Genomic DNA, 13,911 nt, shown 5'->3' on the forward strand with positions numbered 1-13,911 from the left:
AAGCCCTTTGTCCCTTGTCCGGTGGGCTTGAGCCCGGTTTCATCGCCCGCGGTGGACTGACCGCTGCACGAGCATGGCGACAATGATGATGGCGCCCTGGACCGCGCCCACGAGAAACTCGGAGACGAAGTTCGACAGCACCATGATGTTGGCGACGAGTTCGAGGATCACGGCGCCGACCACCGTACCCCAGACGCGGCCGACGCCGCCCTTCAGCGCGGTGCCGCCGATGACCACGGCCGTGATGGCCTGCAATTCCCACAGGAGGCCGGTCGTCGGCGTCGCCGAGCCGAGGCGCGGCACGTAGACCAGCACGGCGATGCCGACGCAGATGCCCTGGATGACATAGGTCAGCGTGCGCACGCGCCAGATCGGCACGCCCGAGTAGCGGGCTACGTCCTCGTTCGAGCCGAGCGCCACCACGTGCCGGCCGAAGGAGGTGCGATAGAGGATCAGCGCCCCGATGGCGGCCACCACGAGGAACGCGATGATGGGAATCGGAACGCCGAGAAAGCTGTCGAAATAAACCGGGCGGTAGAGCTCGCGCAGGTCGTAGTTGCGCATGGTGATCGTGCCGCCCGCCGCCAGCCAGATCACGAGAGAGCGATAGATGCCCATGGTGCCGAGCGTCACGATGAAGGGCTCGATGCGCCCGAACGTGACGATGAGGCCGTTCGCCAGGCCGCAGGCGGCGCTGAGCGCGATGGCGGCCAGCATGCCGAGCGCGAGCGTTCCCACGTCGCCGCCGCCGAGATTGTTCAGGGTCAGGATCATGACGCCCGCTGTGAGCGCCGCCATCGAGCCGACCGAGAGATCGAGTCCGCCGCCGGCGATCACGAAGGTCGCACCGACCGCGATAATGGCGATGAAGGCTGAGCGCGTGACCACGTTGAGCAGGTTCGACGCGGTGAGGAAATCCGGATTGATCAGTGCGCCCGCGATGATCAGCACGATCAGCGCAATGAAGGGCGAAAGCGCCCGCATGTCGACATTGAGCCGGCGCTTTTCGGCGGTGGAGCGCAGAACGGTTTCGGTCATGCGTGGCCTGCGGCGATGTCCGCCGCCCTTTCCTCATGGACGCCGGTGGCGAGATAAACGATGGAATCCTCGGACAGGTCGGACTGGGCGACCTCGCCCGCGACGCGCCCGTTGCGCATCACGACGACCCGATGGCACAGGCCGATCAGCTCCTGCATCTCGGACGAGATGACGACGACGGCGCGGCCCTCGGCGGCGAGCGAGGCGATGAAGCGGTAGATCTGCTCCTTGGTGCCGATATCGACGCCGCGCGTCGGCTCGTCGATGACGACGATGCGCGGCTCGACTAGCATCATCTTGGCGAGCAGGAGCTTCTGCTGGTTGCCGCCGGAGAGCTGTCCGGCGAGAAGATCGCGGCGGCGGGTGCGGATGTCGAAATCCTTGATCGCCTTGTCGAGGGCCTGCTCTTCGCCGCCGCCGTCGAGAAAGGAGCCTCGGCTGAATTTTTCCAGGGCTGCCAGGGTCAGGTTCACACGCAGGTTCTGCTGCAGCAGCAGGCCTTTGCCCTTCCGGTCTTCGGAGAGATAGACGATGCCCGCTTCCATCGCCTCGCGGGCGTCGCGGAAATGAACCTGCCGGCCGTCGAGGGTGATCGTGCCGTGGCCCGGACGAAGACCCACCAGGGCCTCGAACAATTCGGTCCGGCCCGCTCCGATCAAGCCGCCGAAGCCAAGGATCTCGCCGCGATGGAGCGTGAAGGAGGCGTTCTCCACATAGCCCGGTACGGCCATGTCGCGCACGGTGAGAAGAGCCTGATCGGAGGCGGTGGCGGGCTTTTCCGGGTAGAGCTTGGACATGTCGCGGCCGACCATGAGGCGCGCCATCTCGAGCGGCTCCAGGCCTTCGATATCGCGGGTCGCCACATGGCGTCCGTCACGCAGCACTGTGACGCGATCCGCGATCGCCTTCACCTCGTTCAAACGATGCGAGATGTAGAGCACCGCCACGCCCTGGGAACGCAGCTTGCGGATGATCGCGAACAGGCTTTCGGCTTCAATGGGCGTGAGCACCGCGGTCGGCTCGTCGAAGGCGACGACCGTGTGCGGCACGAGCAGTGCGCGGGCGATCTGCACCAGTTGCCGGTCGGCGATGGACAGGCGGCCGACCTCGCGGTCGGGGTCGATCCGGGTGCCGAGCTCACGCAGGATGGACCGCGTCCGCTCGCGCATGGCCTTGTCGTCGACGAAGCCGAAGCGCTTGATCTCGCGGCCGAGGAAGAGGTTCTGCGCCACCGTCAGGTCGGGCGCGAGGAGGATCTCCTGGTGCACGAGAACGATGCCGTGGCTCTCCGCGTCCACCGGTCCGGAAAAGGTAATCGCCCGGCCGTTCAGGTGGAGGCTGCCCTTCGTGGGCGCGATATGGCCCGAGAGGATCCGCATCAGGGTCGATTTACCGGCCCCGTTCTCGCCGATGACCGCATGGACCTCGCCGGGTTTCAGATCCAGCGAAATGCCGCTCAGGACCTCGATGGGTCCGAAGGATTTCGAGATGTTCTCGGCGCGAAGAACGGATTCCATAACGGCTCCAGATGAGCGGCATCGCTCGCTTCCACGGGGGAAGACGACCATCAAGGGATTGTGCGGTGCGGATCAGCCGGATGTGGCTTGGGCTGGCATTCGTTTCCTCCTGGATTATCAGCTTTGTCCTCTTGCCGGGACAATCGACGATGTAGGGTGATCGATGGGTGCGGCAACGGCCGCATGTAATCGATTACATGAAACTTTACCGAAACCCCGGGTTCTGTCAAACAGAACCATGGTAGGGGGAGGTTCATGGACGACATCGGGCACACGGACAGGCCGGAGCACGAAGGCATCTCGGTCCGCGCGACGCGGATCCAGGATGTCGCCAAGCTCGCCGATGTCTCGACCGCGACGGTCAGCCGGGCCCTTGCGACCCCGGAGCGGGTCTCGCCCGAGGCCCGCGCGCGGGTCCTGGAAGCCATCGCCAAGACCGGCTACGTGCCCAACCCTGCCGCGCGCACCTTGCGCTCGCAGAAGACCTACATGGTCCTGGTCGTCCTGCCTGACCTGGCGAATACCTTCTTCTCCAAGATCCTGCGCGGCATCGAGGAAACCCTCTTCGAGGCCGGATACGGCATGATCATCAGCGATCTCGACGGCTCGCCCGAGAAAGAGGCGCACTTCGCTGCCTTCACGGCGGCGGGCCGCGTGGATGGCGCGATCCTCCTGAACGGCCATCTGTTCGGACAGAGCCGCGAAGGGGAGGGAAAACCGGCCCGCATCACGATTCCGCTCGTGGCGCTCTGCGAGGGCATTCCCGGCGCCGACATTCCGCAAATCGAGATCGACAACCGCGCGGCGGCCTCCCGGATGACCCAGCATTTGGCCTCCCTGGGACATCGCAGCATTGCCTATGTGAGCGGCCCCGCGATCAATATCCTCGAACGCGAGCGCTTCCAGGGCTACATGGACGGACTGGCGGCCTCCAGGCTGCCGTTCGATCCGGCCCTCGTCATCCCGGGGGATTACACCATCGAGTCGGGCACGCGGGCAGGGCAGGACATCGTGGCACGCCAAGACCGCCCGACGGCCGTGTTCTGCACCAGCGACGAGATGGCCATCGGGTTGATGCGGACACTCTTCTCCGCAGGGCTCAGAATCCCGGCGGACATTTCCGTGGCCGGTTTCGACGATATCGAGTTTGCCGGCGTGGCTGAACCGGCGCTGACCACCATCCGCCAGCCGCGGCGGGAATTGGGGCAGGCCGCGGCATCGGCCCTGATCGATCTGCTGCAGGGGCGGCCGTCCCCCAAGCGGATCCGGTTGGAGACGGAGCTGGTGATCCGGGACAGCGTGGCGTCGCGATAAACCTGATCAGAAGATCGAGACGGCACCCACGAACAGGACGAGCACCAGCCCGATGAAGCCGACGAAGGCATAAAGGGCCTTGCGGGAATCCTTATGGGCATAGCTGTCCTTCTCGGCGCCTTCCTTCCAGCGTGCGGAGGATTCCTGATGGCGGGCCTGATCGACCTGCGCCGGCGTCGGCGGCGTACCGGCCGCCTCGTCGTCGGTGCCCAGCGGAGAGAGGCCGGGATCGAACACCTGTGTCTTGTCGCCCGTGCGGCCGCTGTCGATGTCGCCCTTCAGCTGCGCCGTGGTCGAACCCTCGGTCAGAGGCGGCGCATCCATGGGCTCGGCGGTCCGTGTCGGAGGAATGTCGGCGTGATGATTGTCTGAACGGGTGGACATCTGACTCTCCCGGGCTCCGTTGGAGGGGAAACCGTCGGGTTTCCGGGATGTTCCGGTCCTGCAGCGCCTCAGGAATCCTGCCTTCAGGCAAGAAAAAAGGCCGTTGTTGCCAACGGCCCGAAGTTTAGGGAGGAAACGCCCAAGAAGGGCAGCAACGCTGCGACGCCAATCGCCGTGTTGCATTGCAAGAAATAAGGGGTCGGGAGGCCCGTTTCAAGACCAAAAGGTCAGCATCATTGCCCAATTTTTCGCCGCCCTTGAACCCGCGGTTTTCCAAGGCCGACTGGACATGGACAGGACGTCCGTGGGCAAAATGCAGGCAGTGAGATTGGGACGAGGCCGGATATGCCCACGTTGAATGCCGTTCTCGAGACGGCGCTCTATGTCGACGACCTGACGCGCGCCCGGGCCTTTTATGAGGAGGCCCTCGGCCTGAGGGCGCTTTTCGGCAACCAGCGCATGTGCGCGTTCGATGTGGGCGGAAAGAGCGTGCTGCTGCTCTTCCTGCGCGGTGCGTCCCGGGAGGATATGACCACGCCCGGCGGGACGATCCCTGGCCATGACGGGCAGGGGCCGCTGCATATCGGCTTCGCCGTTTCAGCCGACGAGCTGCCGGCGTGGGAAAGACGCCTTGCGGAGCGCGGCATCCCCATCGAGAGCCGGACGACCTGGTCCCGGGGCGGGACCAGCGTCTATTTCCGCGATCCCGACGGCCATCTCCTGGAGCTGGCGACGCCGGGGCTCTGGGAAACCTATTAGGCCTGTCAGGTTACGACGCTGGGCTCGTTGCGGCCTGTGCGGGCGGCGATCTCGGCGATCTCGTTCGCGGCCTGGACGATGGGAGCCAGGACCTCGGCCGTCGGCCTGTCGTGCCGGTCGGTATTCGGCTCGAAGCGTTCGAGATAGACGCGCAGGGTCGCACCCGACGTACCGGTGCCCGACAGGCGGAACACCGCGCGGGCATCTTCCGCGAAGAGAATGCGGATGCCCTGCTTCGGCGTCACGGACCCATCGACCGGGTCCGTATAGGCGAAGTCGTCGCAGGACTGGACCGTGAGGTTGCCGAAGCGCTGGCCGGGCAGGCTGGGGAGCTTGGCCCGCAGCGCATCCATCAGGGCATTGGCCGGCGCCGTCTCGAGTTCCTCGTAATCGTGGCGGGTGTAGTAGTCGCGCCCGAACATGGCCCAGTGCTCGCGCACGATCTGGTCCGCAGGTTTGCGGGTGACGGCCAGGATGTTGAGCCAGAGCAGCACGGCCCAGAGGCCATCCTTTTCGCGGATATGGTTCGAACCCGTACCCGCGCTCTCCTCGCCGCACAGGGTGATGAGGCCCGCGTCCAGAAGATTGGCGAAGAACTTCCAGCCCGTGGGCGTCTCGAAGCAGTTGATGTTGAGCTTCGCCGCGACCCGGTCGGCCGCGCGGCTCGTCGGCATGGACCGGGCCACGCCGGAAAGGCCCTTGGCGTAGCCGGGCGCCAGATGGGCGTGACTCGTGAGGATGGCGAGGCTGTCGCTCGGCGTCACGAACAGGCCCTTCGCCACGATCATGTTGCGGTCGCCGTCGCCGTCGGAGGCGGCGCCGAAATCGGGCGCGTCGGGGCCGTACATCAGCTCCATGAGGTCATGGGCGTGGACCGGGTTCGGATCGGGATGGTGGCCGCCGAAATCGGGCTTCGGCTCGCCGTTGACCACCGTGCCGGCCGGTGCGCCGAGGCGGCCTTCGAGAATGGCTTTCGCATAGGGGCCCGTGATGGCGCTGAGCGCATCGAAGCGCATGCGGAAGCCGGAGCGGAACAGCTCGGCGATGGCGTCGAAATCGATCAGCCGCTCCATCAGCTCGGCGTAATCGGCGACGGGGTCGATCACCTCGACGGCCATGTCGCCGACCTGGCTCCGCCCGATCGTGTTGAGGTCGATATCCGGCACATCGGCGATCCTGTATTCCGTGATCGCGCTCGCCTTCTGGAATACGGCCTCGGTGAACGATTCCGGCGCGGGGCCGCCGTGGGACATGTTGAACTTGATCCCGAAATCGCCGTCCGGCCCGCCCGGATTGTGGCTGGCCGAGAGCACGAGGCCGCCGATGGCCTTGTGCTTGCGGATCACGCAGGAGGCGGCCGGCGTCGACAAAAGGCCCTTCCGGCCGACGAGGACGCGGCCGAAACCGTTCGCCGCCGCCATCCTGATCGCGGTCTGGACGACGGATTCGTTGAAGAAGCGCCCGTCGCCGCCGATGACCAGGGTCGAACCGTCCTTGTTCTCGACGGTGTCGAAGATCGACTGGATGAAGTTTTCCACATACCGGGGTTGCTGGAAGACGGTGACCTTCTTGCGCAGGCCGGACGTGCCGGGACGCTGGTCGGAAAACGGTGTCGTCGGAATACGGGTGGTCACCATCGGTGCAGATCACTTCCTTGAGGCGGCCCCGCCGGGGCCAGGTCTCGAAATCCTTTGCCGATCCCGGACGGGATCACGGACCATTTTAGGGTCACTCAGGGCAGATGCCACTGCCAAGATGAAGGCAGGATGAAGGATCCGGCAATCGACTGGAAGGTTCTGCCGCAATCCCTGGCATATCCTTGCGATAGGACATGCCAGAGACGGGCGAACGAAGCAGGCTAGGGATTGTTGCCGCCGGAGGGCTGCTTGTTCGCCTTGCCCGCCTGGGCGGGATCGGCGTCCTGCGGAGCGTCGCACACCGGCTTGACCTCGTCCGGGTCGGATACGGCCGTGTTCACTGGCTCCCGCGCGGGCTCCTTCTGCGGAGGAGGACCGGCCACGGCCGAACCGCCCATGTAGGAGGGCGGGTCGCTGGCCGGGAAGGAATATTCCGAACCTGCATCGACCAGTTCGTCTTCTTCTTTTTTCACGCCCATAGGTCATCTCCTGTCTTGGCGAGGCTTTGCGTGCTCAAGAGGAGAATGCTGGGGGGGGCCGCCATGTTCAGGCAAAACGCTAAAAAACCGCGGATCGTCCGCATCCGGGCCTCAACTTAGGTCGGCCTTGTGGCTGCAAAGGGCCACGCTATCTCCCGCCGATCAACAAGCCTTGGAAACGGGGCCGGTCCCCGGGAGAACGCCATGAATCCGACCCGCCGAAACCTCCTCAAGACCCTGGCCGCCGGATCCGCCGCCGCGACCCTGGCGCCCTGGCCGGGCTTCGCGCAGTCGGCGTACCCCACCCGGCCCGTGCGGGTGATCGTGCCCTATGCGGCCGGCGGCGGAACGGATTTCTTCGCCCGCCTCGTCTTCGGCGCCATGGGGGAGAAGCTCGGTCAGCAATTCGTCATCGAGAACAAGCCCGGCGCGGGCACCAATATCGGGGCCGACACGGTGGCGCGCGCGGAGCCCGACGGCTATACGCTGCTCCTGGGCGATACCGCGACCTTCGCGACGAACCGCACCCTTTACCGGAAACTGTCCTTCGACCCGTACAAGGACTTCACCCCGATCTCCCTCACCGGGCGCTTCGCCCTGGTGCTTCTCGTCAACACGAACAGGCTGCCGGTGAAATCGGTCCAGGACCTCATGGCCGAGGCGAAGAAGAACCCCGGCAAGATCAACTACGCGACGCCGGGACTGGGCAGCCCGTTCCACCTCGCCACGGAACTGCTCGGTCAAGGAGCCGGGATCAAGCTCACCCATGTGCCGTACCGGGGCGCCGCGCCTGCCGTGCAGGATCTGGTTGCCGGGCAGGTGGACATGATGTTCATCGATTTCGCCACGGCCCGCTCGCAGCTCTCCGGACCGGTCCAGGCGATCGCGGTCGCTTCGCCCAAGGAATTCGCGGGGCTTCCGGGCGTCCCGCCGGTGGCGGCCGACCAGCCGGGCTTCGAGGCCTGGGCCTGGCAGGGCTTCGTCGCGCCCGCAGGCACGCCGCCCGAGCTCGTCGCCAAGCTCAACGACACCTATCGCAGCGTGATCGGCAATGCGGAGATCCGCGACAAGCTGATCGGCGCCGGCATCGACGTGCTCCAGAGCTCTCCCGCCGAGATGTCCGCCTACATGCAGGAGGAAGGCGCCAAGTGGGAGAAGGTGATCAGGACGGCCAACATCACGCTGGAATGAGCCTTAACCTCAGATCTTCAGATCACGTCAGTTCCGGTCCCAGCGATACATCCCGCGTTCGCCCTCCTGGCAGCTGACGGGCGGCTCCGCCTGGACTTTTTGGATCAGGGACGGCGCGGGGAGGGCCGCGATCTCGCGGATGATCTTCGTGCGGATGGCGTCGGCGAATTGATGGCGCTCCTGCACGGGGACGAGGAACGCGCCTTCGCCGCCGATGACGCAGGTTTTGTAGTAGAGGTCGAGGTTCTCCATATCGCCGAAGCCGGTCGGGCGCTTGAGCATGATGGGAAGCCCGTTGATGGTGATACCCTTCGCGACGGCCTCGTCGCGGGCCGCGACGACGCTCCTCCCGCTGCTGTTGGGGCCGTCGCCCGAGATGTCGATCACGCGGCGGATGGGCTCGACGCCTGTCTGCTCCAGCAGCTTGGCGCCGAAGTCGATGGCGCCGGAGATCGATGTCCGCCGCAGGCGGCCGATGGGATTGTCGTGCAGGCTGGCGGCGAACCTCACGGCCGCCTCCGGACCGTCGATGACCGTCCAGGGCACGATGACGTGCTGGTATTCGACGCCCGACCATTCGAAATAGGTCACGATGATGCGACCCAGCATGCCGTTCCTGATGGCATCGTGCACCTGCGGCGAGCGGAAGGCCTCGATGAAGCCCTGGCGCTGAAGCTCCTGCTCGTCCGGATCCATGGAGCGGGACACGTCCACGGCGAGGACGAGGGCGACGTCCACTTCCGTTTCCGCCCTGGCGGCGGAGGCGGACAGCCAGGGCGATGCCGCCATGAGAGCCGCGACCAGAGCCGCCACCGTGCTGAGACGCCTGAAACCCATCCCGACCTCCATGTCGTCGACGTCCGGCCCATGCGCCCTCCGACAACGCCAGAACTCGCGCGCTTCCCTCCCCCTTGAGAGGAGGAGAGACCCCGCGCCTTACGAGCCTGGTTCTCAGGATGAGGGGTGATCGATGAGGCGGATCATCCGGAGAGGCTGACACGAATCTCCCGCCGGGCAAGGCTGGATCGTCTCGGGGTGGGAGCCGGAAGGCTCAATTTAGCGTGAGGAACGAGGCTGGACCTCCGCGCGGGATAACCTCTCCCAGCAGGGAGAGGTGGGCCGTGGCGCTCTCGGGAGCGCGCGAGATCGATTCCGATGCACCGGCCCGCGCTCCACCTCCCCGGATCCGCTTCCGAGGACGCAATGGCCGAATGTCCCGGCCGCCTTATAAACCCGGTCGGCGGAGGCCCGGGCTTGCCTGGGTGTTCCGATCACAAGCAGAAGGTTTCCATTCGCATGTTCGCCACCCTCGACCGTTGGTCGCCCCATGCCCTGGCCGTCCTGAGGATCGTCACGGCCCTGATCTTCATGGAACATGGAACGCAGAAGCTGTTCGGCTTCCCGGCTCCTCCGGAGGGTGGCGTGCCGCCGCTCCTCTCGCTGTTCGGGATCGGCGCGATTCTCGAACTCGCCGGAGGCTTCCTCATCCTCATCGGCTTGTTCACCCGACTCGTCGCCTTCCTGCTCGCCGGCGAGATGGCCGTGGCCTATTGGATGTTCCATGCGCCCCAGAGCCCCTATCCGGCGCTCAACGGCGGCGATGCGGCGATCCTCTTTTGCTTCGTGTTCCTGCTCTTCGTCTTCACCGGCCCGGGCGCCTGGAGCATCGACGGCGCACGACGCCCGGCAGGACCGAGACATTCCTGGGAACGCTGATTCGCGGCGGTGATCCGTCCCATGTCTTCACCGGCCTCGTGCCCGCGATCTCGCTTCCGTTGAGCGCGGCGATTCGAACGGGCGAGAGGCCGGCACGAAGCCGGCGGAAGAGCGTCCGTGTCCATCCGAACATCCATGCGCGGCGATTCCGAGAGCAGGCGCCTCACAACACCGGCTTAATCCGGAAGAGAAAGGCCACTTTCCCGGCCCTGCGATTATTCTCTGGAACGGTTTTCAAGAACCGCTCGTTTTCGATGCAGGCCCCATGACCTTTGCGTCGGAAGAGGATAAAGCGGGGCACGATGTATTGCGTGGAGTAGGACATGGCGGAGATCATCGCGTTCAAGGATCTCAAGAAGATTGCCGACCGGTGCGAAGTGCTGACGCTGTTCGAGCCGAAGCGTCCCGTGAAATCGAGATCCCGCTCCGAGCCCAAAACCTTCGAGTTTCCAAGCGCCCGCCCTTTCATCTCCGGAAACCTGACGGACCTGTTCGAGCAGGCGAATGCCGTCGCCATGCGGCACTATCATGGCGATCCGAAAGTGGCGGCCGTCGTTGCCGCGAAATGCATGGAGCTCATTCAGGCATTGGAAGAGCACGCTCAGCCGGAATGATCGTTGGGGCGCCGTCGATTCAAAGAGACGGGCTTCCTCCATGTCCCATGAGCCGGACAATCCGCCTTGAGAGATTCCCGCTGGAGCCGGTCATACGCTCGGCAATGCATTCTTTCCCGAGACAAGGCGCATGCTGCGCCGGCCATCCATCGGCTCCTGCAATCGGACGAGGATCGGGAAACATGCATGGGACGTGAAAGGCGACGCCTGTCTTTCACGTGCTCCATGCCATGGGCAATGCTCCCCTTATGCGCCGAGTCGAACGGAACAGGGCTCTCTTTGGGGCCCGCGCCAGGAGTAAGAGTTACCCCTTCGGGGGCCGTAGTATCAAGGAACTAATGCCTGTAGGAATTGTTGTTGCCACGCTCGATCCGATTGGGGATCGGCTTAATGGATCAGGCTCCTTTCGATCAAGGCTTCTCGCCTCGTGTTGCATGCGAACGGTGTCACGATCCTGCTCGACATATCGCTGAACTAATTGGGGGCACAGCACACATGAGGCACGATGTTGTCTACAAAGAACAAATTTCTGCCGTCGCGCAGGATCCTTTCCAGAGCGTCGCCACGGTTCTGATCTGTCAGAATCTCCTGCTTCGCACCGGCATTGGCCACGTGCTCTCCGGCACACGCTTCGCCTTGACGGCAGAGCCGTGTGACGATCCGTCGAATCTTCCGGCGCTCGACGATGCAATGCCCGTGCTTTTCATGATCTGCGAGAACAGGTCGACTGAGGAGCTCGTCGCCATGGTGGATGCGCTCAAGACGCAGCACCCGTTCTCGCGCGTGGTCGTCCTGGCCGACACGATGGATCCGGACGCCGCCATTCAGCTCTGCGGCGCCGGCATGGACGGGTTCTGCCCGACGAGCATGGATCGTCATGCCCTGGTCAAGGCTCTCGAAATCGTCGTCCTCGGCGAGACCTACATCCCGGCTTCGATCGGGCTGGCCCTTCTGGAACTGGCCCGACAGGGCCGGGCGCAATATGCCCATGATGGTGCGGGCGCGCCGTTCACCGCCTCCGCGGAGGCCCTCGACAAGCTGTCGGAACGGGAGGCTCAGATCCTCCGCTGCCTGACCCGTGGCGCCTCGAACAAGGTGATCGCGCGCGAGCTCGGCGTGGCGGAGGCCACGGTGAAGGTGCATATCAAGGCGATCCTGCGGAAGGTGAAGGCCACCAACAGGACCCAGGCGGCCATCTGGGCGACCGGGCACTTCGATCTTGCACAGGATAATGTCCGGGCCCTGGCGGCGGGAGAGTGAGAATAAGTGCCGTTTCCATGACCGAAACCGGCCGGATTCCGCGAATCTTCCTATTGTGACGGGCCGCCGACGGGCGGCCTACTCCTTTGGAGGTAGCTCATGTGGCGAGTTGCGGATCAGCCGAGGTGGACTGTAAGCCTTATATCGTCCTGGCGGCGGATCGTTAGAATTATCAATGTAAGTGCGTATTTTGCGCCGCGGGTTCAATGCGAAAACAAAATCACCTGAATGGTGAAGCGGGGCATCATGGATTATCAAGTGGAGCTGGTTGCTCGCGCATTTTACGATGCCGAGTATGAGGACTGCCTGTGGGATGCCGAGGCTGAGGCCATCAGGCAGGACTTTCGCGAATACGCGCGTAATGCCATCGATCTTCTGAACGAAGACATCGGCGTTTTGCTGATGGCTCTGGAGAATGCGGCGGCCGAGGAGAATCCGGGCCGGTCGCGCGCCGCTGCCTGAACAGCCTCTCCCGCCGGAGAGGGTGTGGCGCATCGTACGCGAGCGGCGGCGCCGGTTTAACCTGACAAGCTGCAAGACAATCAAAACCTGAGAGCATCGTGCGGGCCGCTGGGCCGGCACGATGCTCTTTTTATGCGCGCACTATCTTCAGTGCGAATCCGGCGGCAGATCCACGATCCGCTTGATCTCGTAAACCACCAGCATCAGGAACACCGACATGATCACGAGGCCGACGGCACTCGTGAACACGCTCGGGCTGACTCCCGACGTCGACGAGACGAGAGCGAGCAGGATCAGGAACGGAAGGCCGACGGCAAGCGACAGAACAGCGAGAACGGACCGTGACATGGGTGTGATGCCCTGAGGGTTTCCGGGAAAGCGTTAGGTAGCCCAAGAATCGTGGAGAAAATGAGGTTGCGGATCGTGCGGCGCTTTGGGTTCGCATCCGAACGATGCGTTGTTCAACGAGCAGGGCATCGAATCGGATCCCATAGGGGGAGCGGAATTTCTCTGGCGCGGGCCTGCGGGATCGGGGGACGATGCGCAGCCCGAAGAAGGGGCACCGTCCCCCGCTTCAGAAGTCCCAGCGCTGCGCCTTGGAGACGAGGAAGTCGCGGAAGACCTGGACGCGCGCGACCGAGCGCATTTCTTCCGGATAGACGAGGTAACTGTCGAGGGTCGGCATCTCCTCGTCGCGCAGGACCTGCTTGACCCGTGGATTGGTGCTCATCGCGTAGTCCGGCGCCATGCCGATCCCGGCTCCGTTCTCGATCGCCTGCCGCAGGGCCAGGCTGTCGTTGACCACGAACCGGCTCGGACGAGGATCCCTCGGGTTGCGCCCGAGCGTGGTCAGGCGATGCAGATCGAGAATGAAGGACGGTTGGTCGCCGCCGAGGCAGAGGATGGAGTGTTTGTCGAGATCCGCGATGGTTTCCGGCTCCCCGCACCGCTCGATATAGGTATGGGCCGCGTAGGCATGGTACTGGATGGTGAAGAGGCGGCGCTGGATCAGGTCCGGCTGGGCCGGCAGGCGCAGGCGGATGGCGATATCCGCCTCCCGCATCGCGAGATCGAGTTCGTCGTTCGTGAGGATGAGCTGGATGCGCACCTCGGGATAGAGGTCGAGGAACTCGGTGATCCGCTTGGCGAGCCAGATGCCGCCGATGCCGACCGTCGCGGTGACGCGCAGATCGCCCGCGGGCCGTTCGCTGGTTTCGGTCAGGCGCTGACGCGTTTCGTCCAGGCGCAGGCGGATGTCCTGCGCGGCCCTGAACAGCACGTCGCCGTGTTCCGTGAGAACCAGACCGCGCGGGTGACGGTGGAAGAGCGGGACCTTCAGTTCATGCTCGAGGGCGCTGATCTGCCGGCTGATGGATGACTGGTTGACACCGAGCTTCTCGCCGGCACGGGTGAAATTCCCCGCGTTGACGACTTCGTAGAACAGTCTGATCTTGTCCCAGTCCAATGCGGATCCTTAAGGCTGGATGGTGGGCCTGCGGCAGCGGGCGACGGCCAAATGGAGAACAGGGCGGCCGTTCAG

General features: G+C 64.5%; 15 protein-coding genes. 7 read left to right on the top strand and 8 right to left on the bottom strand.

The genetic code is table 11. The features are described 5' to 3' along the window. Positions 1–39: 39 nt before the first annotated feature. Together H0S73_RS05560 and H0S73_RS05565 are read right to left on the bottom strand one after the other, a co-directional pair. Positions 40–1,038 (bottom strand): ABC transporter permease, encoded by a 999-nt coding sequence (locus tag H0S73_RS05560; RefSeq protein ID WP_181051231.1) that lies wholly within the window; start codon positions 1,036–1,038, stop codon positions 40–42. Then, positions 1,035–2,555, bottom strand: coding sequence for a sugar ABC transporter ATP-binding protein (locus H0S73_RS05565; RefSeq protein WP_181051232.1), 1,521 nt, complete (start codon positions 2,553–2,555; stop codon positions 1,035–1,037). Before H0S73_RS05565 ends, H0S73_RS05560 begins: the two co-directional genes overlap by 4 nt. Positions 2,556–2,810: 255 nt before the next feature. Here H0S73_RS05565 and H0S73_RS05570 point away from each other — a divergent pair, with 255 nt between their 5' ends. Further along, the gene (locus tag H0S73_RS05570) at positions 2,811–3,869 is read left to right on the top strand and encodes a LacI family DNA-binding transcriptional regulator (protein WP_181051233.1); all 1,059 of its coding nucleotides are present in this window, start codon (positions 2,811–2,813) and stop codon (positions 3,867–3,869) included. A gap of 6 nt (positions 3,870–3,875) precedes the next feature. On the opposite strand, the gene H0S73_RS05575 is transcribed toward H0S73_RS05570, so the two are convergent. Beyond that, a complete protein-coding gene (locus tag H0S73_RS05575; RefSeq protein WP_425488214.1) occupies positions 3,876–4,193 on the bottom strand; it encodes a hypothetical protein in 318 nt (105 codons plus the stop codon). Positions 4,194–4,598: 405 nt separating this feature from the next. Between H0S73_RS05575 and H0S73_RS05580 the strand changes: the two genes are divergently transcribed. Next, positions 4,599–5,012 carry a VOC family protein gene (locus H0S73_RS05580; RefSeq protein ID WP_181051235.1) on the top strand — a complete coding sequence of 138 codons (414 nt, stop codon included), beginning with the start codon at positions 4,599–4,601 and terminating at the stop codon, positions 5,010–5,012. Positions 5,013–5,017: 5 nt separating this feature from the next. Here the strand turns inward: H0S73_RS05580 and H0S73_RS05585 are convergent, their stop codons facing one another. Then, positions 5,018–6,649 carry an alpha-D-glucose phosphate-specific phosphoglucomutase gene (locus H0S73_RS05585; protein WP_181051236.1) on the bottom strand — a complete coding sequence of 544 codons (1,632 nt, stop codon included), beginning with the start codon at positions 6,647–6,649 and terminating at the stop codon, positions 5,018–5,020. Positions 6,650–6,870: 221 nt separating this feature from the next. After that, complete coding sequence (locus tag H0S73_RS05590) at positions 6,871–7,128, bottom strand: hypothetical protein (RefSeq protein WP_181051237.1); 258 nt, start codon at positions 7,126–7,128, stop codon at positions 6,871–6,873. A 204-nt stretch (positions 7,129–7,332) separates the two neighbouring features. Here H0S73_RS05590 and H0S73_RS05595 point away from each other — a divergent pair, with 204 nt between their 5' ends. Further along, positions 7,333–8,319: a Bug family tripartite tricarboxylate transporter substrate binding protein gene (locus H0S73_RS05595; protein WP_181051238.1), complete on the top strand. Its 987-nt coding sequence runs from the start codon at positions 7,333–7,335 to the stop codon at positions 8,317–8,319. 27 nt (positions 8,320–8,346) lie between these two features. Here the strand turns inward: H0S73_RS05595 and H0S73_RS05600 are convergent, their stop codons facing one another. Continuing rightward, positions 8,347–9,156: a DUF1194 domain-containing protein gene (locus H0S73_RS05600; protein ID WP_181051239.1), complete on the bottom strand. Its 810-nt coding sequence runs from the start codon at positions 9,154–9,156 to the stop codon at positions 8,347–8,349. Between the two features lie 459 nt (positions 9,157–9,615). On the opposite strand from H0S73_RS05600, the gene H0S73_RS05605 reads away from it, so the two are divergent. The 4 genes from H0S73_RS05605 (at position 9,616) to H0S73_RS05620 (ending at position 12,371) form a co-directional block, all read left to right on the top strand. After that, positions 9,616–10,035, top strand: coding sequence for a DoxX family protein (locus H0S73_RS05605; protein ID WP_181051240.1), 420 nt, complete (start codon positions 9,616–9,618; stop codon positions 10,033–10,035). Positions 10,036–10,358: 323 nt separating this feature from the next. Then, on the top strand, positions 10,359–10,649 hold the full coding sequence (locus H0S73_RS05610; RefSeq protein WP_181051241.1) for a hypothetical protein: 291 nt from the start codon (positions 10,359–10,361) through the stop codon (positions 10,647–10,649). Between the two features lie 495 nt (positions 10,650–11,144). Continuing rightward, positions 11,145–11,909, top strand: coding sequence for a LuxR C-terminal-related transcriptional regulator (locus H0S73_RS05615; RefSeq protein ID WP_181051242.1), 765 nt, complete (start codon positions 11,145–11,147; stop codon positions 11,907–11,909). Between the two features lie 228 nt (positions 11,910–12,137). Further along, positions 12,138–12,371, top strand: coding sequence for a hypothetical protein (locus H0S73_RS05620; RefSeq protein WP_246388742.1), 234 nt, complete (start codon positions 12,138–12,140; stop codon positions 12,369–12,371). Between the two features lie 147 nt (positions 12,372–12,518). Here H0S73_RS05620 and H0S73_RS05625 read toward each other — a convergent pair whose 3' ends face one another. Continuing rightward, positions 12,519–12,719: a hypothetical protein gene (locus H0S73_RS05625; protein WP_181051243.1), complete on the bottom strand. Its 201-nt coding sequence runs from the start codon at positions 12,717–12,719 to the stop codon at positions 12,519–12,521. 226 nt (positions 12,720–12,945) lie between these two features. Then, positions 12,946–13,836 carry a LysR family transcriptional regulator gene (locus H0S73_RS05630; RefSeq protein WP_181051244.1) on the bottom strand — a complete coding sequence of 297 codons (891 nt, stop codon included), beginning with the start codon at positions 13,834–13,836 and terminating at the stop codon, positions 12,946–12,948. Positions 13,837–13,911 lie beyond the last annotated feature (75 nt).

The sequence above is a fragment of the Microvirga mediterraneensis genome, from assembly GCF_013520865.1.
Taxonomy (GTDB): Bacteria; Pseudomonadota; Alphaproteobacteria; order Rhizobiales; family Beijerinckiaceae; genus Microvirga; species Microvirga mediterraneensis.

Bases quoted from the DNA above. Each gene is read 5' to 3' on its own strand.
- H0S73_RS05585 (WP_181051236.1), bottom strand. From the start codon at position 6,649: ATGGTGACCACCCGTATTCCGACGACACCGTTTTCCGACCAGCGTCCC.
- H0S73_RS05615 (WP_181051242.1), top strand. From the start codon at position 11,145: ATGAGGCACGATGTTGTCTACAAAGAACAAATTTCTGCCGTCGCGCAG.
- H0S73_RS05565 (WP_181051232.1), bottom strand. From the start codon at position 2,555: ATGGAATCCGTTCTTCGCGCCGAGAACATCTCGAAATCCTTCGGACCC.
- H0S73_RS05580 (WP_181051235.1), top strand. From the start codon at position 4,599: ATGCCCACGTTGAATGCCGTTCTCGAGACGGCGCTCTATGTCGACGAC.
- H0S73_RS05575 (WP_425488214.1), bottom strand. From the start codon at position 4,193: ATGGATGCGCCGCCTCTGACCGAGGGTTCGACCACGGCGCAGCTGAAG.
- H0S73_RS05560 (WP_181051231.1), bottom strand. From the start codon at position 1,038: ATGACCGAAACCGTTCTGCGCTCCACCGCCGAAAAGCGCCGGCTCAAT.
- H0S73_RS05590 (WP_181051237.1), bottom strand. From the start codon at position 7,128: ATGGGCGTGAAAAAAGAAGAAGACGAACTGGTCGATGCAGGTTCGGAA.
- H0S73_RS05600 (WP_181051239.1), bottom strand. From the start codon at position 9,156: ATGGGTTTCAGGCGTCTCAGCACGGTGGCGGCTCTGGTCGCGGCTCTC.
- H0S73_RS05570 (WP_181051233.1), top strand. From the start codon at position 2,811: ATGGACGACATCGGGCACACGGACAGGCCGGAGCACGAAGGCATCTCG.
- H0S73_RS05620 (WP_246388742.1), top strand. From the start codon at position 12,138: ATGGTGAAGCGGGGCATCATGGATTATCAAGTGGAGCTGGTTGCTCGC.
- H0S73_RS05605 (WP_181051240.1), top strand. From the start codon at position 9,616: ATGTTCGCCACCCTCGACCGTTGGTCGCCCCATGCCCTGGCCGTCCTG.
- H0S73_RS05610 (WP_181051241.1), top strand. From the start codon at position 10,359: ATGGCGGAGATCATCGCGTTCAAGGATCTCAAGAAGATTGCCGACCGG.
- H0S73_RS05595 (WP_181051238.1), top strand. From the start codon at position 7,333: ATGAATCCGACCCGCCGAAACCTCCTCAAGACCCTGGCCGCCGGATCC.
- H0S73_RS05625 (WP_181051243.1), bottom strand. From the start codon at position 12,719: ATGTCACGGTCCGTTCTCGCTGTTCTGTCGCTTGCCGTCGGCCTTCCG.